The sequence below is a fragment of the Vibrio sp. ArtGut-C1 genome, assembly GCF_002105475.1.
In the GTDB taxonomy this organism is placed as follows: domain Bacteria; phylum Pseudomonadota; class Gammaproteobacteria; order Enterobacterales; family Vibrionaceae; genus Vibrio; species Vibrio diabolicus.
Genome location: NZ_NCTH01000044.1, coordinates 1 through 26,021, shown reverse-complemented (window position 1 = coordinate 26,021; position 26,021 = coordinate 1). Strand labels below are relative to the sequence as shown.

The 26,021-nt window shown below is 43.8% G+C and carries 24 protein-coding genes; 15 read left to right on the top strand and 9 right to left on the bottom strand.

Translation table 11 applies throughout. The annotated features are described in order from the left end of the window. Window positions 1-350: 350 nt before the first annotated feature. The 7 genes from B7360_RS22715 to B7360_RS22685 form a co-directional block, all read right to left on the bottom strand. Window positions 351-1,772 carry an aspartate kinase gene (locus B7360_RS22715; RefSeq protein ID WP_005393366.1) on the bottom strand — a complete coding sequence of 474 codons (1,422 nt, stop codon included), beginning with the start codon at window positions 1,770-1,772 and terminating at the stop codon, window positions 351-353. A gap of 83 nt (window positions 1,773-1,855) precedes the next feature. Beyond that, window positions 1,856-2,242 (bottom strand): ectoine synthase, encoded by a 387-nt coding sequence (locus B7360_RS22710; RefSeq protein WP_005393369.1) that lies wholly within the window; start codon window positions 2,240-2,242, stop codon window positions 1,856-1,858. A 15-nt stretch (window positions 2,243-2,257) separates the two neighbouring features. Then, on the bottom strand, window positions 2,258-3,523 hold the full coding sequence (gene ectB / locus B7360_RS22705; protein ID WP_005393371.1) for a diaminobutyrate--2-oxoglutarate transaminase: 1,266 nt from the start codon (window positions 3,521-3,523) through the stop codon (window positions 2,258-2,260). Between the two features lie 34 nt (window positions 3,524-3,557). Further along, window positions 3,558-4,091 carry a diaminobutyrate acetyltransferase gene (gene ectA / locus B7360_RS22700; protein WP_005393379.1) on the bottom strand — a complete coding sequence of 178 codons (534 nt, stop codon included), beginning with the start codon at window positions 4,089-4,091 and terminating at the stop codon, window positions 3,558-3,560. 313 nt (window positions 4,092-4,404) lie between these two features. Beyond that, window positions 4,405-6,066: a BCCT family transporter gene (locus tag B7360_RS22695; RefSeq protein ID WP_005393381.1), complete on the bottom strand. Its 1,662-nt coding sequence runs from the start codon at window positions 6,064-6,066 to the stop codon at window positions 4,405-4,407. A 191-nt stretch (window positions 6,067-6,257) separates the two neighbouring features. After that, on the bottom strand, window positions 6,258-7,004 hold the full coding sequence (locus B7360_RS22690) for a 3'-5' exonuclease (RefSeq protein WP_101911959.1): 747 nt from the start codon (window positions 7,002-7,004) through the stop codon (window positions 6,258-6,260). Then, window positions 7,004-8,884 (bottom strand): DUF294 nucleotidyltransferase-like domain-containing protein, encoded by a 1,881-nt coding sequence (locus B7360_RS22685; RefSeq protein ID WP_006741594.1) that lies wholly within the window; start codon window positions 8,882-8,884, stop codon window positions 7,004-7,006. Before B7360_RS22685 ends, B7360_RS22690 begins: the two co-directional genes overlap by 1 nt. 438 nt (window positions 8,885-9,322) lie before the next feature. On the opposite strand from B7360_RS22685, the gene proV reads away from it, so the two are divergent. The 13 genes from proV (at window position 9,323) to B7360_RS22620 (ending at window position 22,425) form a co-directional block, all read left to right on the top strand. Continuing rightward, complete coding sequence (gene proV, locus B7360_RS22680) at window positions 9,323-10,510, top strand: glycine betaine/L-proline ABC transporter ATP-binding protein ProV (protein WP_085344695.1); 1,188 nt, start codon at window positions 9,323-9,325, stop codon at window positions 10,508-10,510. Between the two features lie 4 nt (window positions 10,511-10,514). Further along, entirely contained in the window at window positions 10,515-11,606 is a 1,092-nt protein-coding gene (gene proW, locus B7360_RS22675; protein WP_046874899.1) for a glycine betaine/L-proline ABC transporter permease ProW, read from the top strand. Beyond that, window positions 11,599-12,606: a glycine betaine/L-proline ABC transporter substrate-binding protein ProX gene (proX, locus tag B7360_RS22670; protein ID WP_005393392.1), complete on the top strand. Its 1,008-nt coding sequence runs from the start codon at window positions 11,599-11,601 to the stop codon at window positions 12,604-12,606. Before proW ends, proX begins: the two co-directional genes overlap by 8 nt. A 216-nt stretch (window positions 12,607-12,822) precedes the next feature. Beyond that, the gene (locus tag B7360_RS22665) at window positions 12,823-13,434 is read left to right on the top strand and encodes a thermostable hemolysin (RefSeq protein ID WP_085344694.1); all 612 of its coding nucleotides are present in this window, start codon (window positions 12,823-12,825) and stop codon (window positions 13,432-13,434) included. 80 nt (window positions 13,435-13,514) lie between these two features. Further along, entirely contained in the window at window positions 13,515-15,074 is a 1,560-nt protein-coding gene (locus B7360_RS22660) for an AMP-binding protein (RefSeq protein ID WP_085344693.1), read from the top strand. 25 nt (window positions 15,075-15,099) lie between these two features. Then, a complete protein-coding gene (locus tag B7360_RS22655; protein WP_085344692.1) occupies window positions 15,100-15,783 on the top strand; it encodes a TenA family transcriptional regulator in 684 nt (227 codons plus the stop codon). An 8-nt stretch (window positions 15,784-15,791) separates the two neighbouring features. Next, entirely contained in the window at window positions 15,792-16,586 is a 795-nt protein-coding gene (locus B7360_RS22650; protein WP_085344691.1) for an SDR family oxidoreductase, read from the top strand. 14 nt (window positions 16,587-16,600) lie between these two features. Continuing rightward, entirely contained in the window at window positions 16,601-17,236 is a 636-nt protein-coding gene (locus B7360_RS22645) for a hypothetical protein (protein ID WP_085344690.1), read from the top strand. 3 nt (window positions 17,237-17,239) lie between these two features. Next, the gene (locus B7360_RS22640) at window positions 17,240-17,896 is read left to right on the top strand and encodes a response regulator (RefSeq protein WP_085344689.1); all 657 of its coding nucleotides are present in this window, start codon (window positions 17,240-17,242) and stop codon (window positions 17,894-17,896) included. After that, window positions 17,886-19,298 carry a HAMP domain-containing sensor histidine kinase gene (locus B7360_RS22635; RefSeq protein ID WP_085344688.1) on the top strand — a complete coding sequence of 471 codons (1,413 nt, stop codon included), beginning with the start codon at window positions 17,886-17,888 and terminating at the stop codon, window positions 19,296-19,298. The genes B7360_RS22640 and B7360_RS22635 overlap by 11 nt, the downstream gene beginning before the upstream one ends. 186 nt (window positions 19,299-19,484) lie before the next feature. Next, window positions 19,485-21,434, top strand: coding sequence for an LTA synthase family protein (locus B7360_RS22630; protein WP_085344687.1), 1,950 nt, complete (start codon window positions 19,485-19,487; stop codon window positions 21,432-21,434). A 141-nt stretch (window positions 21,435-21,575) separates the two neighbouring features. Beyond that, window positions 21,576-21,941 (top strand): VOC family protein, encoded by a 366-nt coding sequence (locus tag B7360_RS22625; protein ID WP_085344686.1) that lies wholly within the window; start codon window positions 21,576-21,578, stop codon window positions 21,939-21,941. 100 nt (window positions 21,942-22,041) lie between these two features. Beyond that, window positions 22,042-22,425 carry a hypothetical protein gene (locus B7360_RS22620; RefSeq protein ID WP_012841882.1) on the top strand — a complete coding sequence of 128 codons (384 nt, stop codon included), beginning with the start codon at window positions 22,042-22,044 and terminating at the stop codon, window positions 22,423-22,425. A gap of 91 nt (window positions 22,426-22,516) precedes the next feature. On the opposite strand, the gene B7360_RS22615 is transcribed toward B7360_RS22620, so the two are convergent. Next, window positions 22,517-23,251 carry a hypothetical protein gene (locus B7360_RS22615; protein WP_046874891.1) on the bottom strand — a complete coding sequence of 245 codons (735 nt, stop codon included), beginning with the start codon at window positions 23,249-23,251 and terminating at the stop codon, window positions 22,517-22,519. Between the two features lie 31 nt (window positions 23,252-23,282). Further along, on the bottom strand, window positions 23,283-23,441 hold the full coding sequence (locus tag B7360_RS24815) for a hypothetical protein (RefSeq protein ID WP_005377784.1): 159 nt from the start codon (window positions 23,439-23,441) through the stop codon (window positions 23,283-23,285). Window positions 23,442-24,017: 576 nt separating this feature from the next. Here B7360_RS24815 and B7360_RS25420 point away from each other — a divergent pair. Continuing rightward, a complete protein-coding gene (locus B7360_RS25420) occupies window positions 24,018-24,575 on the top strand; it encodes a DUF6538 domain-containing protein (protein ID WP_085344685.1) in 558 nt (185 codons plus the stop codon). 30 nt (window positions 24,576-24,605) lie between these two features. Beyond that, window positions 24,606-25,526, top strand: a complete 921-nt coding sequence (locus B7360_RS22605) for an IS5-like element ISVpa3 family transposase (RefSeq protein ID WP_085344684.1) — start codon at window positions 24,606-24,608, stop codon at window positions 25,524-25,526. The last annotated feature ends 495 nt before the right edge of the window (window positions 25,527-26,021 follow it).

Below are 26,021 nucleotides of genomic sequence, written 5' to 3'. Positions count from 1 at the left end.
GGCGTCAGAGATTAGGTATTGTGTCGAATTCATTTACAGTATTTTCAATAGGTGTTGATTTACTCAGACAACACCTATTGAGATAGGTTCTAAATTACGACTCTTTGCAGATGCAAGAAAAGATGCAGCAGTTAGAAATGCTTAAACAAGAAGTGAATAAAGTTAAGTAATTTAATTAATCACTCTAGATTGCGTTACTGAGCCAGCAGAGTTCTGCTGGCTTATCTGTATCTCTACGGACACACTTAGCTCGGTAGTTTACTCCATGCAAAGCGGGCCTATATTGAGAACACAGAAAAACAAAAAAGGAGAGCAAACCTGCTCTCCTTTGTATTTTAACCGTGAACAAACTAAGCGACGTTAACCGATTTAGTTAAACTATTGCTCTGAAAGAATTCATCATGTAATGCGCAAATCGCACGCTGATATTCTTTATCACCCACTACGAACTGAACGTTTACATTTCTCATTGATGAGTGAAGTGCAACTGGCGTTACGCCATTGTTCATCAAAGAAAGTACACCTTTCGCTAGTGTCTTGTTAGTGTCAATTTGAGAACCGATGGCTGAAATCAGCGCGACCATACGGCCTTTAATCGACGCATTCGGATAGCGTTTTTCAGCTTTATACAATACTTTGTTCAAGCTATCAGTACTGCCACCTAGATAGTAAGTAATAGAGTTCGCGTTCATCTCTTTACCAACTAAACTTACGCGCGCATCAGAGATAATTTCCATTAATTCGTAGCTAACGTTATCGGCTTTTCCCACCATCGCTTGGTCAAACAAATGCAGTGCAAACACTTTTTCTTTACCTGCGATAATTTCGACTTTGTCTTCTTCTGGGCGGTAGCTTGAAGAGATCAAAGTGCCTTCGTGTTCAGGTTCAAATGTATTTTTAATCTGTAGCTCAATACCACTCTCACGTAAACCTGCGGCTGCATTTGGGTGAATCGCTTCCATGCCAAGGTTAGCAAGTTGGTCTGCTACATCATAGTTTGTACTACCAATTGGCAAAACTTTTTCTGGACCAACAACACGCGGGTCTGCAGAGCTCAAGTGATATTCTTTGTGAATTACCGCTAAATCCGCTTTTGTTATCGCTGCAATTCGGCTAAATGTCATTTCACTATAACCTCGGTCATAAGTGTGCATTAGGCCTTCCTTACAGTAAGCATAACCTGTAACGATTGGCAGTTCTTTTGACACATCGATATCAGCAAACGCATCACTGATCGATTCATCAAGGCTTCTTGGCGCTTGATTGTCCCAACCGGACAGGTCAACGAACTTAGCGTTAATACCCATATTTTTTAGTTTCAGTGCCGTGTTGTAAGCACTGTGCGCCTCACCGATAGACGACAGAAACTCTCGAATTTGAGGCAAATACTGACGTAGCGAAAACTGACCGTACTGACACGTTTCTAAAATGTTCGCAATACAGTTTTTTGCTTCAGCAATACGTGAGCGAATGAATTTATCTGCACGGATACGATTCATTGGGTCCGCGAAAATATTTTCATTTGTGAGCAGCATACGGCTTTCTACATATGCTAGCGCTTCTTCCCATTTGTCATCACGTTTCGCGATAAGCTGATAAACACCTGGCTTACTGGTTTTTTTACATTCGAGTAGCGCGTCGGTCATACCACCATATGCAGAGACGACAAAGATACGATTGTATGGCGATTTAGGACGAAGAATAATGTTGTCGAGAACAGCATCAAATGCTGTCATTGATGTACCGCCGATTTTTTCTACGGTAAATGTCATGATAAGCCTTTTTGATTGGTAACTTTAAAAGAAAAAAGAAGAGATAGTTGATCGTGGGGTGACAAGCACCCCACCTCTATCTTTTAGTCAACGAGAGGATAAACACCGTTTTCATCGTGCACTTCAGCGCCGGTAATTGGTGGGTTGAATACACACGCCATTACCATTTCTTTATTCTTATAAGCTCTCAAGTAGTGCTCATCGTGTTTATCAAGGATGTATAACGTACCCGGTTTAATCGGGTACGTTTCTCCACCAACGACTTCAATTTCACCTTCACCGCTCATACAAAAAACCGATTCTAGGTGATTTTGATAGTGAATGTGTGTTTCAGTACCTTCATAAATCGTAGTGATGTGGAAAGAAAAACCCATGTTGTCATCTTTCAACAACATACGGACACTTTCCCAGTTATCTGAAACCACACGTCGCTCACTGTTGCGACACTCATCGAGTGTTCTGACGATCATAATTAATAATCCTTATTAAGATGCTTGTTTGAAATGTTTCGCAGCAATGGTTTCCACTGCACTTTCAAAGATGCTTAGTCCTTGGTCTAGTTCTGACTCGCTAATCGTAAGTGGGCAGAAGAACTTAACGACTTCGTCGTCAGGGCCAGCTGTCTCAATTACCATTCCGTTTTCGAAACAGTTTTTCGCGATTTCAGATGCCATATCACCGTTGATACACTCAATACCAACCATCATGCCGCGACCTTTTTTCTGTACAAACATTTGTGGGAAGCGACGAACGCAGCGATCAATAACAGCACTTACTTTGTCTGAACACTGCTTGATGTGTGTTTCAAAATCATCATTTGCCCAATAAATTTCTAATGCTTTCGCCGCGGTAATAAATGCATGGTTGTTGCCACGGAACGTGCCGTTATGCTCACCTGGCTTCCACTGGTCTAGCTCTGGTTTGAGTAGAACGACGGCCATTGGTAAACCGTAACCACCGATCGATTTCGATAGCGTCACGATATCTGGTTGAATACCTGACGGCTCAAAGCTAAAGAAAGTACCTGTACGTCCGCAGCCAGCTTGAATGTCATCGACAATCACAAGAATGTCGTTGGCTTTACAGATTTTGCTCAAACGTTGTAACCACTCGTTTGAAGCTGCATTTAAACCACCCTCGCCCTGCACAGTTTCAAGAAGTACAGCGGCTGGTTTATCCATACCTGCAGAGTTGTCGTTTAGCATGGTTTCGAACAATGCTAGACCATCAACGCCAGCGTAACCTTCAAATGGAATACGAGTGACGTTACTTAAGCTAGAACCGTTACCTTGTCTGTGATGCTGGTTACCCGTTGCAGCCAGTGCGCCAGCTGTACAACCGTGGAAACCGTTGGTAAATGCAACGACGCTGTCGCGACCTTTTACTTTTTTCGCTAACTTAAGTGCTGCCTCAACGGCGTTAGTACCAGTTGGGCCAGTAAACTGGACTTTGTAGTCCAAGTTTCTTGGTTTAAGGATGTAAGTATCCAACGCTTCAAGAAACGATGCTTTCGCTTCTGAGTGCATATCCAAACCGTGAGTAATACCGTCCATCTCAATGTACTCAAGCAGTGCTTGCTTAAGTACTGGGTTGTTATGGCCGTAATTTAGAGATCCCGCTCCAGCAAGGAAGTCTAAGTATCGTTCACCTTGTTCTGTTTCCAGCCAGCAGCCTTTCGCTTTACGAAAAACGACTGGGAAATTGTTTGAATATGAGCGTACGTTGGATTCCTGCTTTTTGAAAATATCCATGATGAGACCGTTTTTAATTCCTATTGTTTGAGGATTATTTGAGAGGAATGCGATACAAATATTCTGTATCGTGTTTGCCTTTAAAGTGGGCTTCTTCATCCAAAAATGTGCTTACTTGGCCAGAGTTGCCGTTCATCGCATCTAACTTTTTGAACAATGCCCAAGAGGCTTTATTATCTTCCGTGATGGTAGTTTCTACCGATTTAACACCGCCCAATTCCTCTCGGGTGAGAAGTTCTTTCAACATACGGAATGCTAAACCGTGACCTCTAAAGCGAGGTGAGACTGCAACTTGCCAGACAAATAAAACGTCTTGCTCGTCTGGTTTCTGATAACCGGAAATGAAACCTGCGATTTCGCCTTTTTGCTCAACCAAAATACTGGTTTTGCTGAAATGCGTAGACTGTAGGAAATTGCAATAAGATGAGTTCATGTCCAATGGAGGACAGTCTGCAATTAAGCTGTAAATGTCGTCACCATCAGAGATTTTAGGCTCACGAAAAATCCATTTTTTACTTGAGTCTTCTCCAATCTCTGGATAAAGAACCCAAGGTGCTGATGTGATCATGTGGAAATACATATCCTTTGAGGTCTAATTAAATTTCCTTTTTATTATGGGCATTCCTCGCGACTAAAAATCAAATAATCCGCCTTTTTATCGATATTTTTGTGATAGAGATCACAAAAATATGCCATTTAACCAAATCTTAAAATAGTTCGAGGTCTAATTTATTAAAAAATCACTTAAAGAATAAGTATAAAAAACGAACAGAAAAAACAGTCCTCCATGGTCTTCATTTCTCAGCAAAAATTCAAAAATAAAAAAAAAGCGGCATGCTTTCGCATGCCGCTTTATTCAAATATTTAACTGCTGATGTTGGTTATTTCGATTTCTTCTTAGAAACCGCTTTTGGACGAGGTTCATCCATCAAGCCTTTTACTAGAGAAACCGTTGCAACAAGCAGAACAATCGTAAATGGTAGGCCTGTGGTCACGGCCATTGCTTGAGCTGCCGCTAGGCCACCACCAAGCATCAATGCAATCGCAACTAAGCCTTCAAACGTACACCAGAACACGCGTTGAGGCGTTGGCGCATCGACCTTACCGCCCGCAGCAATAGTATCAATAACCAGTGAACCAGAGTCTGAAGAGGTAATGAAGAATACCACCACCAAAATAATACCGACGAAAGATGTAATTTCAGCTAGCGGCATCACATCTAACATGGCAAATAGTTTTAACGGTAATTCCGCGTTGAACACGGCTTCATAACCATCGCTCACGTATTGGCTTATAGCGTTACCACCAAAAGCGGTCATCCATAACACACAAACAGAAGAAGGGATAAGGATAACGCAAATAATGAACTCACGAACTGAACGACCACGAGATACACGCGCAATGAACATACCGACAAATGGTGACCAAGAAATCCACCAAGCCCAGTAGAATGCTGTCCAACCTTGAGAATAGTTTACGTCTTCTCGTCCAAATGGCATTGATAGGGCAGGAATATTAGCCACATATGACACTATATTTTCGAAGAAGCCCGTTAAAATCGCGATCGTCGGGCCGACAACAATAACGAAAAGCAGTAAAAGCGCAGCGAGACCCATGTTGATCTCAGATAAGATTTTCACGCCTTTGTCTAGTCCCGCAACAACTGAGATTAAAGCGAGTGCGGTGATGCCAATAATCAATAGTACCTGCGTAGTATTCGTCATTGGAACATCAAATAGGAAGTTCAAACCCGTTGCGGCTTGAGACGCACCGTAACCTAGAGAAGTTGCCAGACCAAAAACTGTCGCTACAACGGCAAGAATGTCGATAATGTGACCAGTCCAACCCCATACACGCTCACCAAACAGTGGGTAAAAAATGGATCGCATGGTAAGTGGTAAGCCTTTGTTAAACGAGAAAATCGCCAAACCAAGAGCCAATAGCGCATAGATTGACCACGGATGAAGTGCCCAGTGGTAAATCGTCGCCGCCATGCCTAGTGCAGATGCAGCACTTGCATCGCCTTCTGCACCACCTAGAGGGGCCCAGTCAGTACGAACACCGTTCTCAACGTTCACGCCACCAATAGCAGAACTAAAATGAGACATAGGTTCTGATACACCAAAGAACACCAGACCGATACCCATACCTGCTGCAAAGAGCATTGCCAACCAACCCGCATAGGAATAATCTGGCGTCGCTTCTGTACCGCCGATTCGTACGCGACCTAGCGGTGTAAAAATCAACCCAACACAGACAATGACAAAAATATTACCAGATGCGAGAAAGAACCAATCCAAATGGTGTAACAAACCCGCTCTTAGATCTGCGAAAAACGGCTCTACCTGTTCTCGAAATAATAGTGTTACTACAACAAATAGGATGATTGCTAAACCAGAAATTGCAAAAACACGGTTATGAATATCAAGGCCAAACGGGCCTACTTTTAACGCGACGTTATCCTGACCAATTTGATAGTCAGTGTCTATCGCGTTTACCTTTCCATCGGGGCGTTGAATGCCACCGTTATTATCGGTGCTCACGGATAATCTCCTTAAAAATACGTGACCAAATTTAAATTACTTTCGTCGGAGTTTGAGTGATGAAACCTCCCATCACTACCAAGCACATGTTCAAAAAACATAGTTCTTATAAGCGGTTACTCAGTCCGCCATAATAATCGCAAAGCCCCCTACCTTTCATTGCATTTTATTGTCTTAATCATAAACAACGCTTATTGCCAAATCGAAGAGATTGGCATGCTTCGATTAAAATGATATTGCAACTGTGCTTGAAACAGTTCAGCAGTTGCCAGCGCATCGGTCAAAGCATGATGAGGTTGATAAGCAGGAAGGCGATACCTTTCACGAGCATGCCCCAGCCTGACAGAGCCTGGCTTCTTACCTTTTAACTTATTGAATAGGCCACTGCATTCACGGCGCTGTATCGCATGTTCAATGTCTAGCGTATCGACAACGGGAAACTGTATTCCCTCCCCAATGCTATTTAGCAACGCGTTATTAAAAAACTGCCTTTCGATATTTTTATAATGAACAAGCACAACTTTGCCTGACAGCGCATCCAATATTTCCCCTAAAATGTGGGTTAATTGGGGCGCGTTTTTGACTTCAGAATCAGTGATGCCATGAATCACGACTGACTCTTCGTTTAACTCACGATTAGGGTTAACAACCCAATGCGCAGAGCCACTACATTGAACACGATCAATGGTAAACGGCACAAGTCCAATCGTGAGAATTGCATCCTCTTCCGCATTCAAACCTGTCGTTTCAAAATCTACCGAGACAAATGGCACTTCCTCAATTGGTGTTTCCCCATTAACCATCGGTGTCGAGTAATAACGTTTGAGCCTCTCGTCTCTTGCTTCTTTCGCGAGCTGTTTGAATAACGTTGACCACTCTGGCGTCCGAGACGTATCCAACAACGGCTGATCTTTTGCTGCCTTTTTTGAGAACCACATTATTTGCTACTTCTCTGGTATCGGAACTTGATGAAGTTCTGTGCATTACTAAGGATTTGGAAAGCAGCTTTTAAGTTTCGGCGCTCAAACTCTGACATGTTCTCTGGCTCAATGTTGTTATCTGGTTCATCTCCATTTTCGATATCGAGTGCTTGATGACGAATTCGAACCATGTAGATCAATTCCATTGCATCCCTCAAGTCCATTCCTCGACCTTTAGGTAAAATGCCCGCATCATTGATATCGTCTAAACGGTCAAACGAGTTTTGCGAACGGGAACCAATTGCCAATGAATGTACTCGAATCAAATCTGCCAATGGCGCTGTACCTCTTCTTTTCAAGTTAATAGAATTGCGGTGACGACCATCTTTTTCCATAACAAAATCTTTGAAGAAGCCCAATGGCGGTGTACGACGTATCGCGTTGTAAGCCATACATGCAAGGAAGCGGTTGTTTCTTTTCGCGCGCCTAACAATAAAGCTGCTTAATTGTTCCGCCCACTTCACTCGCCCATGAACACCTAATAAATCAAAAAAGATATTACTGTTTAACAACCTTTCAGGAGTTGGGTTATCTATCCAGTTGCCAAAGCACTCCTCCCACTCCGCTCGGGTTTTTCGCCACTCTGGATTGGTTGCCATAATGTCGCCAGTACAGTAAGCATAGCCGCATGCTGCTAAACCATCACAAACAAATTTGGCAAACTTTTCAAAGTACTCCCCGTGCATCTCAACATCATAACTGTTGTCGAGAATAAGGGCGTTGTCTTGGTCCGTTACAATTAACTGCTCATCCCTGGCCATCGATCCCATAGCGACCAAACAATACGGAATTGGCGCAGGGCCAAGCTCTTGCTCTGCTAATTCAGCCAAACGCTGTTTAAAGCTACTACCAATGACCGACATGGCTCGACCAATCATATGAGCGTTGGCATCTTCATTCACCATTCGTACAAAGCAGTCTTTCACTTGTTCAGAAACTTGCTTGAGATCTTCAACGCTGGTTTGTTGGAAGATAGAGCTAACGAGCAACAAGCTGTTTTGAGATTCATAACGGACAATATCCGTCATGCCAATAATTCCTATCGGCTTTTTATCTTTTAAAATTGGGAGATGGTGCACGTTGTAGCGCAACATGGTTAACATGGCTTCAAAGACATAAGCGTTGTAATCCAGAGACACCACGTCATAACTCATGACCTCACTCACTGGGATATTGGTATCAATGCCCTGAGCTAATACGCGAATACATAGATCGCGATCAGTCAATATTCCAAGTAGTTGTTCATCATCTTCTTCTGTGAGTTCTTCTGCTGGGCGAACAATAAGCAAAGAGGTGACATTTTCCTCCGCCATCAGTATCGCGGCTTCTTGAATCGATGCCGTCGCCTCCAACGTTACCGGATCTCTCGCTAAGATCTTACGTGCCTTGGCAGTGGTAAAGTCATTGCTTTCTGAGCGGCTGGATATTGCGCTTCGCAAACGCGCGCTGTCTTCCAGTTCCATATAGTCAGCAAAGTTTTCAAACTCATCACAAAGCTCGTTGAAAATATCCTCCGGAATACAGTAAACCAAGGTGTCTTCTATCGCTTTGGCAGGCATACGCACACGGTTGTTCATTAACAACCCCATCTGTCCAAACAGTCCACCAGCGTCAATCCTGTTATAGAGTTCGCCTTTACGTCGGTAGATCTCCACAGCGCCGCTTCTCACCATATATAAGTCGCGGATCGTGTCTCCAAAATTGAGTATCTCTGTGCCTTGCCGAAAGTATGCAACCTCGGCATTTAGAGCGATCTTTTTTAACTGCTCTTCGGGTAGATCATCGAAAGGTGGGTACTGGCTAATGAAGTTGAGCACTTCTAACTGTTCGGCTTCCATCTTTTATTCCATACGTTGCCTAAACTACAGCGATAAATATCACCAAGATTGAAATCAATCAATGAATAAATCTAAGAATAACAACACCTAACCTAGTTCGCAGAATAAAACTCCAACCAAAAATTAGAGCTCTAATGTTTTTAAATATAGACCTCTAATCTATTTCTCCTTATAGCTATGCAGATGGGCTGAGTTGAAATGTACTAAAAACTTCAAAATAAATTCAAACCAATGTCATGTAAAAGTTAATCGAAGACAAAAACAGTCGTAACTATCTATTTTTGTTAATAAAAACACCATTTGACCACACCTCCTTCATTGTTCATTGTATGCACATAAAGCCCAGTTAACCGAACCCCATTCGTTGAAAGTTGAACTAAAATTAATTAGAGTACAAATCGTTAAACAGTTATAAACACACAAAAAAGGACAGATAACATGGATCCCATACTGGAAGTTAAGGGACTGTATAAAGTGTTTGGAGAAGACCCAGAAAGAGCCTTCTCGCTTATCGAAAAAGGTATCGATAAGGACGGTATTTTTGAACAGACAGGTTTAACAGTCGGCGTAAACGATGTATCTCTCACCATTAACGAAGGTGAAATTTTCGTAATCATGGGGCTTTCTGGTTCGGGAAAATCTACTCTCGTTCGACTCCTAAACCGACTCATTGAGCCAACGAAAGGCAGTGTTTATCTCAAAGGGAAAGATATTGCCCATATCTCTGAAGACGAACTTCGAGAAGTTCGTCGCAACAATATCTCAATGGTGTTTCAAAGTTTCGCACTTATGCCTCACATGACGGTGATCGAAAACGCTGCATTCGGTTTAGAACTTGCTGGCATTGATGTTAATGAACGTCAGAAAAGTGCCCTTTCCGCCTTGGAAAGAGTTGGCTTAGACCCTTATGCAGAATCTTTCCCTGACGAGTTATCCGGTGGTATGAAACAGCGCGTGGGTCTAGCAAGGGCATTAGCTTGTGACCCAGACATTCTATTAATGGACGAGGCGTTTTCCGCTTTAGACCCATTAATCCGTTCTGAGATGCAGGATGAGCTTATTCGTCTACAAAACGATGACAAACGCACAATTGTCTTCATATCTCATGATTTGGACGAAGCAATGCGTATTGGTGATCGTATCGCCATCATGCAAAACGGTGAGGTTGTTCAGGTTGGCACACCTGATGAAATATTGCACAGCCCAGCAAATGATTATGTCGAAGCGTTTTTCCGCGGCGTAAACATCGCAAGTGTCTTGACAGCAAAAGATATCGCTCGCAAGAAGCCAGCCGCCGTCTTTAAGAAATCGGAAAATGATGGCCCAGGCTCTGCGATGCAGATTCTGATGGATCATGACCGTGATTACGGCATTATCGTGGATAAATCTAGCCGATATTCCGGCATCGTGTCTCTTGACTCACTACGTTTGGCTCACAACGAAAACCGCTCTCTAGCCAGTGCTCAATTGACGGATGAAGTCACTCTTCAGCCAGAACAGTCAATCAATGACATTTTGGGGCTAGTTGCAGGCGTTCCTTATGCCGTACCTGTCGTTGATGAGCAAGGTACTTACTTTGGTGTCGTGACTAAATCACGTCTTCTACAAACACTAGATAAGGATTAACACGATGTCTTCAGAGCAAACTAACAATGATCCCTGGTCGAATACCGCTCCTGCACAAGATGATCCTTGGTCACAAGGTGCAGGTGCTGACGCTGCCCCAAGTAATGACTGGTTAAGCTCAGAAACTGTAGAGCAAGCGCCATTCGACATTATGAACCCATTCCAAGATGCGGTTCTACCACTTGATAGCTGGGTAGAATCGGGATTGAACTGGTTGGTGGAACATGGTCGCCCTGTTTTCCAAGCAATTCGAGTTCCAATCGACTTTATTCTTACCTCGTTTGAAACTGCTTTGGTGTCTACACCTGCGCCCATCATGGTGCTCATTTTATTTTTGCTGGCGTGGCAGTTTTCCAATGTAAAACTCGGTTTTTCAACGCTTGTATCCCTTGTTTTTATCGGCCTAATTGGTGCTTGGTCACAGGCGATGACAACGCTCGCACTGGTTTTAACCGCCGTCTTCTTCTGTTTGCTTATCGGGCTACCGATGGGGATATGGTTGGCGAGAAGCCAAACCGCAGCCAAATTTGTTAGACCAATACTCGATGCAATGCAAACGACCCCCGCGTTCGTTTATCTAGTGCCAATCGTTATGCTATTCGGTATTGGTAACGTTCCTGGCGTTGTAGTAACCATCATTTTCGCACTGCCTCCCGTTGTGCGCCTGACTATTTTAGGGATTCAGCAAGTACCTGAAGAGCTAATCGAAGCGGGCCACTCTTTCGGGGCAAACAAAAAACAGATGCTTTACCGCATCCAATTGCCATTGGCGTTACCAACGATTATGGCAGGGGTAAACCAAACCTTGATGCTTTCACTTTCTATGGTTGTGATCGCTTCAATGATTGCGGTTGGCGGCTTGGGCCAAATGGTACTTCGTGGTATCGGCCGACTTGATATGGGTCTTGCTGCCGTCGGTGGCTTAGGCATCGTAATTCTTGCCATTTTATTAGACCGTATTACCCAAGTATTAGGGGTTAATGCGGGTAACACCAAGCTTCGCTGGTATCACACAGGTCCTGTTTCATACCTATTAAAACTGAAAACAAAGACGAACCAAGACGATCTAAAACTTAGGAGAAACATCAATGAATAATTCATGGAAGAAAGCGCTCTCTGTTGGAGCTCTAAGTACTATCGCATTTTCAACGTATGGTGTGGCAAGCGAACTACCGGGTGAAGGTGTGACTGTTCAACCAGTTCAATCAACCGTTGCAGAGGAAACGTTTCAAACATTGATCGTAAACCGTGCACTTGAAGAGCTTGGTTACGATGTAAAGCCAACTAAAGAAGTGGATTACAACGTAGGCTATACCTCTATTGCTAAAGGCGACGCTACTTTCTTAGCAGTAGGTTGGTTTCCTCTTCACGCCGATAAGTACACAATGTCTGGCGGTGATGATAAGTTTTTCCGCAAAGGTCAATATGTAAGTGGTGCTGCGCAAGGTTACTTGATCGATAAAAAAACCGCTGAAAAATATGGCATCACAAATATTGGTCAATTAAAAGATCCAAAACTGGCGAAGCTTTTCGATGCCAACGGTGACGGTAAAGCGGACTTAACGGGCTGTAACCCAGGTTGGGGTTGTGAAATGGTCGTTGAGCATCAGTTGGATGCGTTCAAACTTCGTGACACGGTAACGCACAACCAAGGTAACTACGCTGCGATTATCGCTGACACGATTTCTCGTTACAAAAAAGGCGATCCGATTCTTTACTACACTTGGACGCCTTACTGGGTAAGCGGCGTCTTAGTTCCGGGTAAAGATGTTGTTTGGTTAGAAGTGCCATTCTCTTCACTTCCTGGTGAGCGTAAGGACATCGACACAACACTAGAGAACGGTAAGAACTACGGCTTTGAGATGAACTCTATGCGCATCGTTGCGAACAAAGAGTTTACTGAAAAGAACCCAGCAGCAGCGAAGCTGTTTGAAATCATCAAGCTAAACATCAATGATGTTAGTGCGCAGAATATGATGATGAGCCAAGGTAAGAACAGCTCAGCAGACATCGAGTCTCATGTAAATGGCTGGATCAAAGCGAACCAGAAGAAGTTCGACGCATGGGTAGACGAAGCTAAAAAAGCAGCCATGTAACCGACACGACCATTAAAATACGTGACACCTAACTTTAGAGCCAACCGATCACATCGGTTGGCTCTAATTTTATTCACCGTAGTAAAAAGGGTTACAACAATATTGAGCCCTGCTCCCAAGTATTTTCTTAAAGTTTCTACTTAATTTCATTCCTTAAGAGTTTCTTAAGTTTCGCGTTTTATTTTGTTGATATCCAATCAAACAAAGGAAGCGCTCATGAAACACCATGCACAAATTTCTGCAGATGGCTTTACTTTAGACATCGTCTATCCAATGCATCCGCTTTGGAGCCAAGTTATCGAGCATGTTTCTCAGCGTTATCAAGAAGCATTCTTTGCCGAGCTCAAACAGTTTATGCCGGCGTATTTAACCCTCATTGACGGCGGTCAAATTATTTCCGTATGCGGCTTTCGCATCGCCGAAGATGAATCTTTGTTCCTTGAACAGTATTTAGAAGACGACGCCCAAAAGCTGGTTTCTAACGTATTTAACTGCGACGTAAAACGTTCGAACTTAGTGGAGTTTGGTCACTTGGCATCTTTCGCTAAGGGCATGTCATCTCTGCACTTCTACCTGATCGCAGAAATGCTGGTCAATCTCGGTTTTGAATGGTGCATCTTCACCGCGACAGATCCACTTCACGCCATGATGGCGCGCCTAGGATTGGAGCCTCATATCATCGCGCAGGCCGATCAAAACAAAGTCCCCGATGCCGAGTCTACTTGGGGGTCATACTACGAACATCAACCGCGTGTGTTAGCTGGCAATCTGCAAAAAGGACTCGAGCGTCTTCGATTAGTCCAAGAAAGAAAACGCAAACAAGCCTAGATAGAAAAGTAAACGTCGTTAAAACCGCAAACACAACCACAACCACTTGGTTAAACACAACGCCAGAATATAGGTGATGTATGAATATTCTCCTCGATGCCATTACAAAATGGGCAAAAACGACACCAGATCGAGTAGCACTTGTCGGCTACGAAGCGAATCAAACGGTTGAACTGACTTACTCTGAATTGTTAAACAAGATCGAGCTCGTTGCCGCCGGGCTTATTGCACAGAACATCAAAGCACTCGCGCTACGCGCAGAAAACAGCATCGATTGGGCCATTGTTGATTTGGCGGCGATGGCGGTAGACATAGTCGTTGTACCTATTCCGACTTTTTTCTCTGATGCACAAGTTGAACACACATTAGAGCAATCAGGCGTCGATGCTTTAGTCGGCGATTGGCAAGCATGGTTGGCTTCTCATCCTAAGCAAAGCTTTAACCAGCAAGACCATTCGTTTTCCATTGCAAATTTGCCTTTGCTGCGTCGTAACCAGTTGGGAGATGAAGATACACAGGTAGCTTATCTACCAGAAACCGGAAAAATCACCTTTACCTCTGGCTCGACTGGTCAGCCTAAAGGCGTGTGTTTAAGCAATGATCATTTGTGTTTGGTGGCGAAATCGCTCGCCGACGCAGTAAACAGCGCGGCGCACTCACACTTAGTGCTGCTTCCGTTATCGACGCTTCTCGAGAACATAACCGGCGTTTATGTTCCACTCATGTTGGGCGTGACGTCATATATTTTACCCGGAGAGCAAACCGGCCTACTCGGTTCGAGCCAATTCGAACCGGGTTTGTTTGCACAAGCATTAGCGACCATCAAACCAGAAAGCTTAGTGCTAACACCGGCTTTATTGCTTGCGCTCATTCAGATCGCGAAACAACAGCCCTCTCTTGTGGATTCTCTAAAATTTGTCGCCGTTGGCGGCGCAAGAGTGTCGTCGCAACTGATTAACACCGCGCATGCGCTGAACATCCCTGCGTTTGAAGGTTATGGCTTGTCTGAATGTGGCTCCGTCGTTTGTTTGAATATACCAGCCGCATTTAAAGCAGGAACGTGTGGCAAACCACTTCCCCACGCTCAGATTCGTATCGCGGAAGATGGTGAACTGCTCGTCAAAGGCAACGTTGCTCTTGGTTATTTGAATGAGCCGTTTACTCAAGAATGGTTAGCAACTGGCGACTTAGCCCAAATCGACGCGCAAGGTTTTGTCACTTTCTCGGGGCGCAAGAAGAACCTTATCGTCACCGCGTATGGCAGAAATGTCTCACCGGAATGGATTGAATCAGAAGCGTTGGCGTTTTTGCCGATGACGCCACTGATCGTTACAGGTGATAGCCAACAAACATTATGTGCTGTCATTGCCAATAGCGAAGACGTCGAAGCAAAGGTTCATGCATTAAACCGAACCCTACCCGATTACGCTCAAATCCGAACCTTATTGCTGCTGGACAACCCACGAGCCATCTCTGGTTGGTACACGGATAACGGCAAGCTCAAACGAAATCAAATCGAACATGATGTGGCTCAGTTATTAGCGAGCACAACGCCTGAATTAACGCTGCAAGCGCAAAAGCTCCAACGCATCGATTTGCCCTTTCAGCAACACATTACGTCTTTCCAAACTGCATCTTAGTTAACGGCTTCTTAAGGAGAAGGTTATGACTTTATTTTTCGAACAACTCAAACAAAGCACTACCGCTGCTCAACAAGCAATGTTAACTGCGCCAGTCATCGCAGACGTTCAACAAGGCAACATTTCCAAAGATATGTATATCGCCTTTCTAACCCAAGCTTACCATCACGTTAAGCACACTGTTCCCTTGCTGATGGCGTGTGGAGGCCGACTATCTGGCGAATACGAATGGGTACGAGATGCCATTGCCGAGTACATCGAGGAAGAGAAAGGCCATCAAGAATGGATTTTAAATGACATCAAAGCGTGCGGCGGCGATGCCGAAGCAGTGCGCAATAACAAAGATGTAGGTCAAGTAGGTGCACCGATTGAACTGATGGTTTCCTACCTTTACCACAACATTGACCGCCACAACCCACTCGCGCTGTTTGGCATGGTGTGGGTATTAGAAGGCACCAGCGTCGGCATTGGTGGCCAAATGGCTGAAAAAATCCAGTCAACGCTAAGCCTACCGCCTTCGGCAATGACTTACCTAGTTTCACACAGCGTGTTAGACCAAGATCATCTGCAATTTTTTGAATCACAGATGAACAAAATCACCAAAGTGGAAGATCAACAAGTCATCATCGACTCCGCAAAAATGGTGTTCGCATTGTACGGACAAATGCTGCGTTCTTTGCCTTCTTTCTCAACCCAACAAGCGGCGTGAGGTGAAGCATGATCATTAACAACAGCACCATTCTCCTGACAGGCGCAACGGGCGGAATTGGGCAAGCCATCGCGCAAGAGTTAGCAAAACGCGGTGCCAGCCTCATTCTTGTTGGGCGAAACGAAGAGAGCTTGCAAACACTACAGCGTGAACTGTCGAATCCAGAGCGCCATGACCTAGTCGTTGCAGACATCACCTCATCAGAAGGATTAACAGCGATTAAAGATCGAGCGCGCCAACATCAAAAAGTGGACGCACTAATTAACAATGCGGGCAGCAACGATTTCTCGTTGTTAAGCCACAAACGACCAACGCAGATTGCAGACGAAATCCAACTCAATCTCGTTGCGCCGATGCTGCTGTGCCAATCGGCGTTAACGTGGTTAAAACAGCCTGGGGTGATTCTCAATATTGGTTCCACATTCGGCTCAATTGGCTACCCAGGCTATACCTCCTATTGCGCGGCAAAAGCGGGGTTGCACCGTTTTACCGAATCGCTCGACAGAGAACTGTTCGCAACCGGAATCCGTGCGCTGTATTTGGCCCCAAGAGCGACAGAAACCTCACTCAATAGCGATGCCGTCAATGAAATGAATCGACAACTGGGTAACAAAACGGACTCGCCGCAAGTTGTAGCCAATCACGTTGTCGCCATGTTGGAAAAAGAAATCTCCGCGAAATGGATTGGTTGGCCAGAGAAGCTTTTTGCACGCATCAATCAACTGCTTCCAAACGTGGTTTCTTCTGCGATTCGTAAGCAACAAGAAACCATTCACCAATACGTAAACCGAGTCAGTCATTGAAGAGGACATGGACGATGAATACCAAACAACTACTTTGCGCTTTAACGGTTTGTTCAACGTTAGCTTCGACCGCTGCGTTGGCAGGTAATGCTCCACTGCAACAGGTTCAAAAGAAATGGGCGGAATGTCAGTACAGCACGCCCGATGGTGACGAAAAGGAACAATGCTTCCATCGTGCGATTGCCAAAACCAGTATTTATCTCGACAGAGAACCCGGTAATCCCGAACTCACTGTTTGGCTGGCAATCAATAAAGCATCGCTGGCTGGTGCTCAAGGTGGCTTAGGTGCCCTATCACTCGCCAAAGAAGCCAAATCTTTACTCGAAGGGGTAATTGCAACGTCTCCGCAAACGCTTAATGGCTCTGCATACACCAGTTTAGGTTCTTTGTATTACAAAGTTCCGGGGTGGCCAATTGGCTTTGGTGATGACGATAAAGCCGAAGAAATGTTGAAAAAAGCGTTAGAGATCAATCCAAAAGGCATCGATCCGAACTATTTTTATGGAGACTTCCTTGCAGAAGAAGGTCGAGACAAAGAAGCGAAAGTGTATTTGACTCGCGCAATGCAAGCATCACCTCGCCCTGACCGACCTTTGGCGGATAAAGGCCGAAAACTGGAAATTAAAGCGACTCTTGGGAGTTTGAAATAATCCATGCGCTTATTACTCGTAGAAGATGACAAACTACTCGGTCAATCCGTGGTGACTTCATTAAGTCGCCATGGATACACCGTGGATTGGGTGGAAAAAGGGTCTGGCGTGACTAGCGCACTCAAAATAGAAGCGTTCACTGCCGTAATTTTGGATCTCACTCTACCCGATATCGATGGATTGGAAGTTCTGCGTAATATTCGCAAAGGCGGATTTAAGCTCCCAGTGATGATACTTACCGCACGAGACGACATTCGCGATCGCGTTCAAGGCCTTGATGGCGGCGCAGATGATTACCTCGGAAAACCGTTTGCACTCGAAGAGTTGCTCGCTCGCTTGCGTGTGTTGATTCGCCGTCAATCCGGCAGTGCAGAAGAAATCATTCAAGTTGGGCTGTTATCTTTATCCTTATCGGAGCAAAGCATTCGCTACGATGACGCGCCGCTTAAACTCACGCGCAACGAATTTAAAATCCTCACCAGTTTGATGACGAACGCCGGACGCGTGCAAAGTAAGGAGCAATTGCAACAATCACTACACGGCTGGGATGAAGGTTCAAGCGACAACGCTATCGAAGTTCATATTCACAATTTGCGTAAAAAAGCGCCCAAAGTGGTCATTAAAAATATTCGCGGTGTGGGGTACATTCTTGAAAGATAAGAAGTCATACTCGATCAAACGTCAGTTAACTCTATCAGTAGGCGTGTTGGTAAGTGTTCTCTTACTCATCTCACTTTATTTCAGTTTCCAATCTGCGAAGCACGAGGTCGAAGAAGTTTATGACGCTAGGCTTGGACAATCCGCAAAATTAATGTTGCTGACGCTCTCAATTTCAACGGAAGAGAGGACTCTCGCTAACCATCGAGAATTATTTAATGAGTGGATGGAAAGCATTGAGTCAATGTCAAAGTCTGACGATGACAATGTCACAACGTTCGGCCACCCTTATGAACAAAACTTGGTTTTTCAATTCTATCGAGACAACACACTGCTCTGGAGCTCTGATCAAACCTTGCACGCACTCTCTACGTCCTTTGGTAATAACGGCTACGCTGATATTGTAAAAGACGGTACACGATGGCGTACATTTCAGATTTCACTGCCACAAACAAAACATGATAATGAATACGTCGTGGTTGCAGAAAAATACAAGATACGTAAAGAGATCATCCACGAAATTGCCCTATCCACATCAATAGAACAATTGCTGATACTACCAACTTTGTTGCTTTTGCTGTTTTGGCTGATCGATAAACATTTCCGACCGATTAACGACCTGCGCTCCGCCATCACACAAAGAAACGTACACCGATTAGATCACATTCATGTAAAAGACAACACCGTTGAACTCGCACCACTTGTCGATTCGCTCAACTCTCTCCTCTCTGAACTAGAGTTAGCCTGGCAAAGAGAGAAACGCTTTACACGTGCTGCAGCGCATGAACTAAAAACCCCACTAACAATCCTTCGTCTTAACGTAGAAAATGCACTTGAAAGTAATGATCCGGAGCAACTGAGAGGAGATTTACACAACATTCTGCAAGGCATTGAACGCACTGACCGCCTTATCCATCAGCTACTGACTTTAGCTAAAGTAGATAGCTTATCAGAACGTGTATTCGACACCGTTGAGCTAACCCCTTTGTTGCAAACCGTTGTTGCTGATTTGGCACCGTTAGCATTGAAGCATAAGCAAGACATCAGTTTATCATCTTCCAACATCGCTATATCCGGTGATCGAATGTTGTTAGAGGTGTTATTTCGTAACCTCGTCGATAATGCGATTCGTTACTCCGGCGAGCACAGTGACATAAAAGTCAGCGTCACAGAGAACAATAATACAATCAAAGTCTTAATTTCCGATACTGGTCCAGAAATCCCGAAAGAAACTCGTGAAAGAATCTTCGAACAGTTTTATCGGGGTCATTCCGAACATGGCGACGGTGCGGGTTTAGGGATGTCAATTTGCAAAGACATTACAGCACTACACCGTGCAACACTTGAGCTCATTCCCAGAGAAAATAGTAGGAATACGTTTGTCGTCACTTTCCCAAAGTGCTAACAAAAGCGATACAGGCCATAACCTGTTTAATTTATGTTCTAGCCGAACATGAGCTTCATTCCACACTTACATAGACATACCAACACTTACACTACTCGACCATAAACCCACATTATAATTCACGTTTATTTCACGCTTGCTTTGTTAAAAACAACACAACATAACAATTAAACTATTCGAATAAATATGAAAAACTTATCTAAGGGCTCTGTGTGGGGGCCTTTGCAGCCAATTGCTGCTTTTTCTTTGTTTTCACTTATATTTTTGTCTATCTCACGCGTTTTGCTCGCCTTTTGGCAACTTGATCGAATTGACTCTTTCAACGACTTAATTTACATCCTAGGCCAAGGCTTACGCGTAGACATTGCAACATTGTGCTGGTTATTCATCCTCCCTGCACTGCTTTCAGCCCTAATGCCATTAAACGGCAAGATTGGGCAATACTGGAAATGGATATTGCGCATATGGATGGTTTTAGGGCTTTGGATTCTCGTGTACATGGAACTGGCAACGGCACCATTCATTCAAGAATATGACCTACGCCCAAACCGTCTGTTTGTGGAATACCTTATCTATCCGAAAGAGGTCATGGGCATGCTTTGGACTGGCTATAAGCTAGAGCTGTTTATTGGCGCGTTAGGCACGGCATTAACTCTAGTTTTGGGTTGGAAGTGGAGCCAAAAACTGACCGACAATGCACAGCAGATCAACTGGAAGTGGCGCCCACTATTAGCCATTTTTGTTGTGCTTCTTGGTGTTGCAGGCGCACGCTCGTCTTTAGGCCACCGCCCACTAAACCCAGCCATGGTGGCGTTTTCTAACGATCCACTGCTTAACGACTTAGCATTAAACTCATCTTACTCACTGCTGTTTGCTGTCAACAGCATGAAGTCAGAAAAAAGCGCAGAGCAGTTCTACGGCAAGATGGATAATCAAAAGATGCTGGATCTCGTTCGCGCTTCGTCAAAAAAGTCCGACTTTGATCCAACATTGCTTCCAACCATGAACAGTAACCCTGCGACTTACCATGGTAAACGTAAGAACTTAGTGATCTTGCTACAAGAGAGCTTAGGAGCGCAATTTGTGGGTTCTTTGGGTGGTCTGCCTCTTACGCCAAACCTGGATGAACTCATGGCTGAAGGTTGGCAGTTCACGCAAATGTACGCAACGGGTACTCGTTCTGTTCGTGGTATCGAAGCTGTAACCACGGGTTTTCCACCATCCCCTTCTCGCGCTGTGGTGAAACTAAGCAAAAGCCAAACAGGCTTCTTTACCATCGCAGACTTACTCAAAGCACAAGGCTATCACACGCAATTTATTTATGGCGGTGAAGCAAACTTCGATAACATGAAAACCTTCTTCTACGGTAATGGTTTTGATCAAATCGTCGAAGAAGATGATTACAATCACCCAAGCTTTGTTGGCTCTTGGGGGGTCAGTGATGAAGACTTATACAACAAAGCAGACGAAGAGTTTGAACGCCTTTCAAAAAGCGACAAACCTTTTTTCAGCTTAGTTTTTACGTCAAGCAATCACAGTCCTTATGAGTATCCGAAAGGTAAAATTGAGCCATACGATTCCGAACACATGACGCGTAACAACGCGGTGAAATATTCAGATTACGCTTTGGGTACGTTCTTTGAAAAGGCGAAAAACTCATCCTACTGGGATGATACTATTTTCATTGTCATTGCAGACCACGATGCCCGCGTGTCTGGCGCTAACTTGGTTCCAGTTAAGCACTTCCACATTCCTGCCTTGATCATTGGTAAAGACATTCAACCACGTAAAGATGACCGTATCGCAAACAACATAGATATGCCGCCTACGCTGTTGTCTCTTATTGGAGTAGACGCCAAAACGCCGATGATTGGTCGTGATTTAACGAAACCACTGGCTCGCGAAGATGAACGCGCAATGATGCAATACGACAAAAACTTTGGTTATTTAACGCGTGACAACCTAGTTGTGCTTTCTCCTGGTGAAAAAGTATCGACCCTGGAATACGACTTTGAAAGCCAAACCATGAAACCGCTAGAAGTCGATGAATCCGTTATTGAACGCGCAAAAGCAAACGCATTGTTTGCATCTAAGGCGTATCAAAACAACTGGTACGCTTCGAAATGTACCAACTAATATCCGCTGATTCAGTGAAAAGGGAGCCAACTGGCTCCTTTCTTTATTCTTACTCTCTCCTTCGAATCTTCTACTGACAAAACCTGTCTTAGCCTTCCGTTAGATTCAACCTCATACTTCTAGTAAATTGAGAAACAGACCATGCTAACTATCAATTCATTCGTCCTCTATGTTGAGGACATCCAAGTAAGCCAAGCTTTTTACTCGAAACTGTTTGATTGTGAGGTCACGTTTTTGTCTCCAACATTTGCTTCTATGCCACTCGCAAATGGCTTAAAACTGTCACTCAAGCAAAGTGATGTTCTTTCCCCTTCCAGCGACATCAAAGGTGGTGGCACCGAGTTATCATTTGCAGTGCGCAACCGCCATACGTTAGAGCACGTTTACAACAGTTGGAAAAACATGGGCGTTGAGTTTGCTCAACCACCAATGACTTCGGTGTATGGCTTAAATTTTGTGGCTACCGATCCGGATAAACATCGCATTCGCGTTTTTATTAGTGAATAAAAATGCGTTAAAAATGCTTTTTACCCATTCCCAATGTGACTTCAATAAATTAGACTCAGGGAAACATCAAAAGCTGCGTAGTATATAAGAAGGAATGCCCATGAGCTCAAGTATGATCCTTAGCGAATCTCTAATCGAGAGTGGAAGAGATATCCCCCTCAAAGAACTGCTTTATGCAAAGCGCGTGCTGGATAACTACATGGCGGTAGCAAAAGAGAGCAGCCCACTTGAGCTGTTGACAGAGATGAAATCGGCAGCAAAGCAAGTGGAATACTTTACCACTACGAGTAACCCGTGTGAGGCTCGTAATGTCATCAGTCAGATGATTGAAAAAATCGACACCGCGGAATCTTTTGAGTCGTTCAAGGCTTTAGCAGGCAAGCCCTCACTAGCTCTCAATGAACTGATTGAAGATCGCGCCCAACTGATTAAACATGAGCGAGAATTGCTGCTTGCTTCAGGCTATGACGCCTCGCGTATCTAAGAATAAACGCTAGCTCCCGAGTTTAAAGCTAGCAACGAAAAAGGAGCTCTTAAAGAGCTCCTTTTACTTTCCAAAATCAGGTATAAAAGATCTAGAGGCCGATATCTTCAGTTATTGCTTTGATTTGCTTGAGATCCATTTTATAAACTTCAATCATTTGATCGACCTGACTTAGTCGTGAATTGGCTTCATCGTGTTTATCACACGCGTCCGATTTCACGTCCCAAGATTTACCTTCCAAAAATACATCACACTCTTTTTTGAGTTTCTCGATCTTAGGCAATAATTTCGCCCTTTCTTTCTCTAGGGACTCCAATTCTTGCGAAATTTTCAGCTCTTTTTGAAACACCTCGCGCGATCGTTCAAAGATAGTCGCTTGCATATCCGCTTGACGACTCAGCTTCTCATTTTCCGACTTCGTCGTATTGATCTTATCTGCCTGTTGTTTCAATTGAGACTCTAGCGACAGGTTAACTTTCTCGACCTCAGTCAATTGCTTTTGTAACTTCTTAAGCGCTTTCTCGTGCGCTTCATCTTTCGCTGCGAGCAGTTCAGTGACTTTATCTTGTATTTCTTGGTCGAGCGCTTCTTCGCGCACTTTTACTTGAGACACCAACTGCGTTTTATCTTGCGTCAACGCTTGGTATTTTTCTTCTAGCACATGATAAGTCGATTCCCACTTGTTCGCAGTGACAATCGATCCAACAAGGCCACCAAATGCTAAGCCTAATACCGCAGCAATCGCGATATAGATATGAGTACGTTTGTCACGCTCTTCAATGACAACAACGTCGTCTTGTTCTTCCATCTTGTTCTGAGAACTCACCGTATACTACTCCAAGGACTCTTTTACTTTGCTAGCGGATCAATTCCGCAAACATAATCGATGCTGTATAAATCAGAAAGGCGCCAATTAATGTTATAACGGTCGCTTTTTGGACTTTTTCATTGGTTCGATAACGAAACAGCACAAATGCTACTGCAATCAACACCGCAATGGCTAATAATCTGGTCATACCGCCTCCTTGTCCACTCATGAAAAACTGCCTAGGTCCATAGACGGTTTCACAAAGATTTATTGTAACTCATTTATACGCCCCATAAGGTCAACTTAGCGTAGATTTTAAAATAAGTGCTCCGATTTTAATCAAATTTGTGTCCTTAATTGAATAACTTATGTCGTAATAATCGAAACACATTTATCGTTCTGAAGTGTGTTCTTGGTTCTATTCCCTAGCCCAATGAGTTTTGTTTATGCAGTTGCTCACACAAAAAACTTGGTAAACATAGCTTCGTGAAAATAAGTGGGGTTATTTCGTTGAAAATAAATTGATATAGGGTGTTGAAATGGACCAAAAACATGATAGAGTTCACACGTTAATGATGACCAGCATCATTAACTAACCTTTACTCATTTAATTGAGTAATTGTTCCGATGAAGACTGCAGGAGAGTGGTTATTAATCAAATTGTAACATTTGATTAGCATAACTCGCCGAAGAATTAACTATTTCAGGTGCTACCTAGGTAGCGGGGACTGTAGTTGGAGGAACCTCTGGAGCCATGAGAATCTAGAGTTACCTACCTGATATTATGGACTTTCTTAGATGTGACCCACAATTTGGGGTACATTTAATGAGAAATCTCACCAAACGAAATACTACGTTTTACTATCAGAGAAGAATCCCTTCTCACCTTCAACAACACTACAAAAATGAGAAAAGAATTCGTTTCTCACTTCATACAACCAACCTTCGTGAAGCTACTATCTTAGCGACTAAACACACAGCCAATTACGATAGAGAATTCTTTCAACTCCAATACATTACATTGTCACAGACTCCTGTTGTAACTAATCTAGTTGTAGCTGAACAACCACAATTAAATCCTAAGCAGCAACCCAAGAGGAAAGACTCGAAACTATCTGACTGTATTGAATTATTCATGGCAGCTAAAACAGTAGATAGAGTCTCCGCAAAAGCCTTAGCTCGATACAGATCTAGACTTGAGCTGCTACTGCGCATTGTTAAAAACAAAGGGATTAACTCATTCACCCGTGATGATGCCTTATCGTTTAAACACCAGCTTGTGCAACTACCGCCGGCTTTGTTGCGTAATTCGAGGGAACTAAATCAGAAACTTACGATCTGATCGGCTAAGTAAGTTAATTATCCTAGTCTCATGCCGAAACCTCGCTACAAAACAACGAACTGGAAACAGTACAACAAAGCCTTAATCAACCGTGGTTCACTCACTTTCTGGATTGATGAAGAAGCCATTCGCAAATGGAAGCAGAGTAAACAAGATAAACGCGGTAGACCTCGTCAGTTCAGCGACTTAGCTATTACCACTGCGCTTATGGTGAAACGAGTTTTCTCAATGCCATTGAGAGCATTGCAAGGGTTTATCGATTCTGTTTTTTCATTGGCTAACGTCCCTATAGTTTGTCCACATTACAGTTGTATCAGTCGAAGAGCTAAGCAAGTCGAGGTTTCATTTAAACCCAAGACTAGAGGTGCAATACAGCATCTAGCCATTGATGCGACAGGTCTCAAGGTTTATGGCGAAGGTGAATGGAAGGTCAAGAAGCATGGTACTGACGGGAAGCGTAGAGTCTGGAGAAAATTGCATTTAGCGGTAGACACCAGCACTCACGAAATCGTCGCGGCAGAACTGAGTCTATCTAATGTTACCGATGCAGAAGTCTTTCCTAACTTGCTCAAGCAAACACGCCGAAGAATTATCGAGATATCTGGTGATGGCGCTTATGACACAAGGGATTGCCACGATGCCATACGGTTCAAGCGAGCTGTTCCACTCATTCCTCCAAGAGAAGGGGCAGCCTTTGGGGAGAATGGTCACCCTAGGAATTTAGCGGTAGGTTGCCAGAAGCTCTACGGCTCCAACAATAAGTGGAAAAAGCGGTACGGCTATCATAAACGCTCACTATCAGAGACAGCAATGTATCGAGTGAAGCAGTTGTTAGGTGGGCGGTTAAGCCTGAGAAACTATAATGCTCAGGTTGGTGAGACTTACGCCATGATTAAAGCGCTGAACAAACTTACAGGGCTTGGTATGCCTAAAACTCAGTATGTTGTATAAGAATTTTTCAATTTCAGGCAGTTGGGTTCTCTGACCGAATTACGCAACAAAGCCTCAAAAAGGTAAGAGTAGGTTTTCCTTCATCTATACCTGTAGCTATTAATAATAGACATCATGACATTTCTGATATTCTATGACATAGTTGACAGTAGTATAGGCTTGAGGAATACCATCTTACTTACAAGTTAGAGTCAACAACCTAAATTATGCCTTTAGAATAAGATAAATAAGAAAAAACCAAGTGAGCGTAGCTAGTTTAATAATTTCTATCAAATAGGTAGCGATTCATTACCCCAGAAAAGTTAATAATGTGGCGATTAAGATGATAAGCATCTAGGCTTATTTAGGCTGTGAGGAAACTGCTAATCATTCTCCTCTATCCCCGTACACTAAGTTGAAAGGAGCTATGCTGATTTCTGGTGTATGGAAGAGAAGGGAAGTTGCGGTGTAATCTGTTGATGTAGTTCTCGCCAGAACAATTAACAGAAAGGTACA

Excerpts from the sequence above, each read along its gene's own strand:
- B7360_RS22710 (WP_005393369.1), bottom strand. The coding sequence starts at position 2,242 with ATGATCGTCAGAACACTCGATGAGTGTCGCAACAGTGAGCGACGTGTG.
- B7360_RS25420 (WP_085344685.1), top strand. The coding sequence starts at position 24,018 with ATGGACTTTCTTAGATGTGACCCACAATTTGGGGTACATTTAATGAGA.
- B7360_RS22630 (WP_085344687.1), top strand. The coding sequence starts at position 19,485 with ATGAAAAACTTATCTAAGGGCTCTGTGTGGGGGCCTTTGCAGCCAATT.
- proV (WP_085344695.1), top strand. The coding sequence starts at position 9,323 with ATGGATCCCATACTGGAAGTTAAGGGACTGTATAAAGTGTTTGGAGAA.
- ectA (WP_005393379.1), bottom strand. The coding sequence starts at position 4,091 with ATGATCACATCAGCACCTTGGGTTCTTTATCCAGAGATTGGAGAAGAC.
- B7360_RS22640 (WP_085344689.1), top strand. The coding sequence starts at position 17,240 with ATGCGCTTATTACTCGTAGAAGATGACAAACTACTCGGTCAATCCGTG.
- B7360_RS22665 (WP_085344694.1), top strand. The coding sequence starts at position 12,823 with ATGAAACACCATGCACAAATTTCTGCAGATGGCTTTACTTTAGACATC.
- B7360_RS22655 (WP_085344692.1), top strand. The coding sequence starts at position 15,100 with ATGACTTTATTTTTCGAACAACTCAAACAAAGCACTACCGCTGCTCAA.
- B7360_RS22660 (WP_085344693.1), top strand. The coding sequence starts at position 13,515 with ATGAATATTCTCCTCGATGCCATTACAAAATGGGCAAAAACGACACCA.
- ectB (WP_005393371.1), bottom strand. The coding sequence starts at position 3,523 with ATGGATATTTTCAAAAAGCAGGAATCCAACGTACGCTCATATTCAAAC.
- B7360_RS22645 (WP_085344690.1), top strand. The coding sequence starts at position 16,601 with ATGAATACCAAACAACTACTTTGCGCTTTAACGGTTTGTTCAACGTTA.
- B7360_RS22625 (WP_085344686.1), top strand. The coding sequence starts at position 21,576 with ATGCTAACTATCAATTCATTCGTCCTCTATGTTGAGGACATCCAAGTA.
- B7360_RS22620 (WP_012841882.1), top strand. The coding sequence starts at position 22,042 with ATGAGCTCAAGTATGATCCTTAGCGAATCTCTAATCGAGAGTGGAAGA.
- B7360_RS22715 (WP_005393366.1), bottom strand. The coding sequence starts at position 1,772 with ATGACATTTACCGTAGAAAAAATCGGCGGTACATCAATGACAGCATTT.
- B7360_RS22685 (WP_006741594.1), bottom strand. The coding sequence starts at position 8,884 with ATGGAAGCCGAACAGTTAGAAGTGCTCAACTTCATTAGCCAGTACCCA.
- B7360_RS22650 (WP_085344691.1), top strand. The coding sequence starts at position 15,792 with ATGATCATTAACAACAGCACCATTCTCCTGACAGGCGCAACGGGCGGA.
- B7360_RS22605 (WP_085344684.1), top strand. The coding sequence starts at position 24,606 with ATGCCGAAACCTCGCTACAAAACAACGAACTGGAAACAGTACAACAAA.
- proW (WP_046874899.1), top strand. The coding sequence starts at position 10,515 with ATGTCTTCAGAGCAAACTAACAATGATCCCTGGTCGAATACCGCTCCT.
- B7360_RS22690 (WP_101911959.1), bottom strand. The coding sequence starts at position 7,004 with ATGTGGTTCTCAAAAAAGGCAGCAAAAGATCAGCCGTTGTTGGATACG.
- B7360_RS24815 (WP_005377784.1), bottom strand. The coding sequence starts at position 23,441 with ATGACCAGATTATTAGCCATTGCGGTGTTGATTGCAGTAGCATTTGTG.
- proX (WP_005393392.1), top strand. The coding sequence starts at position 11,599 with ATGAATAATTCATGGAAGAAAGCGCTCTCTGTTGGAGCTCTAAGTACT.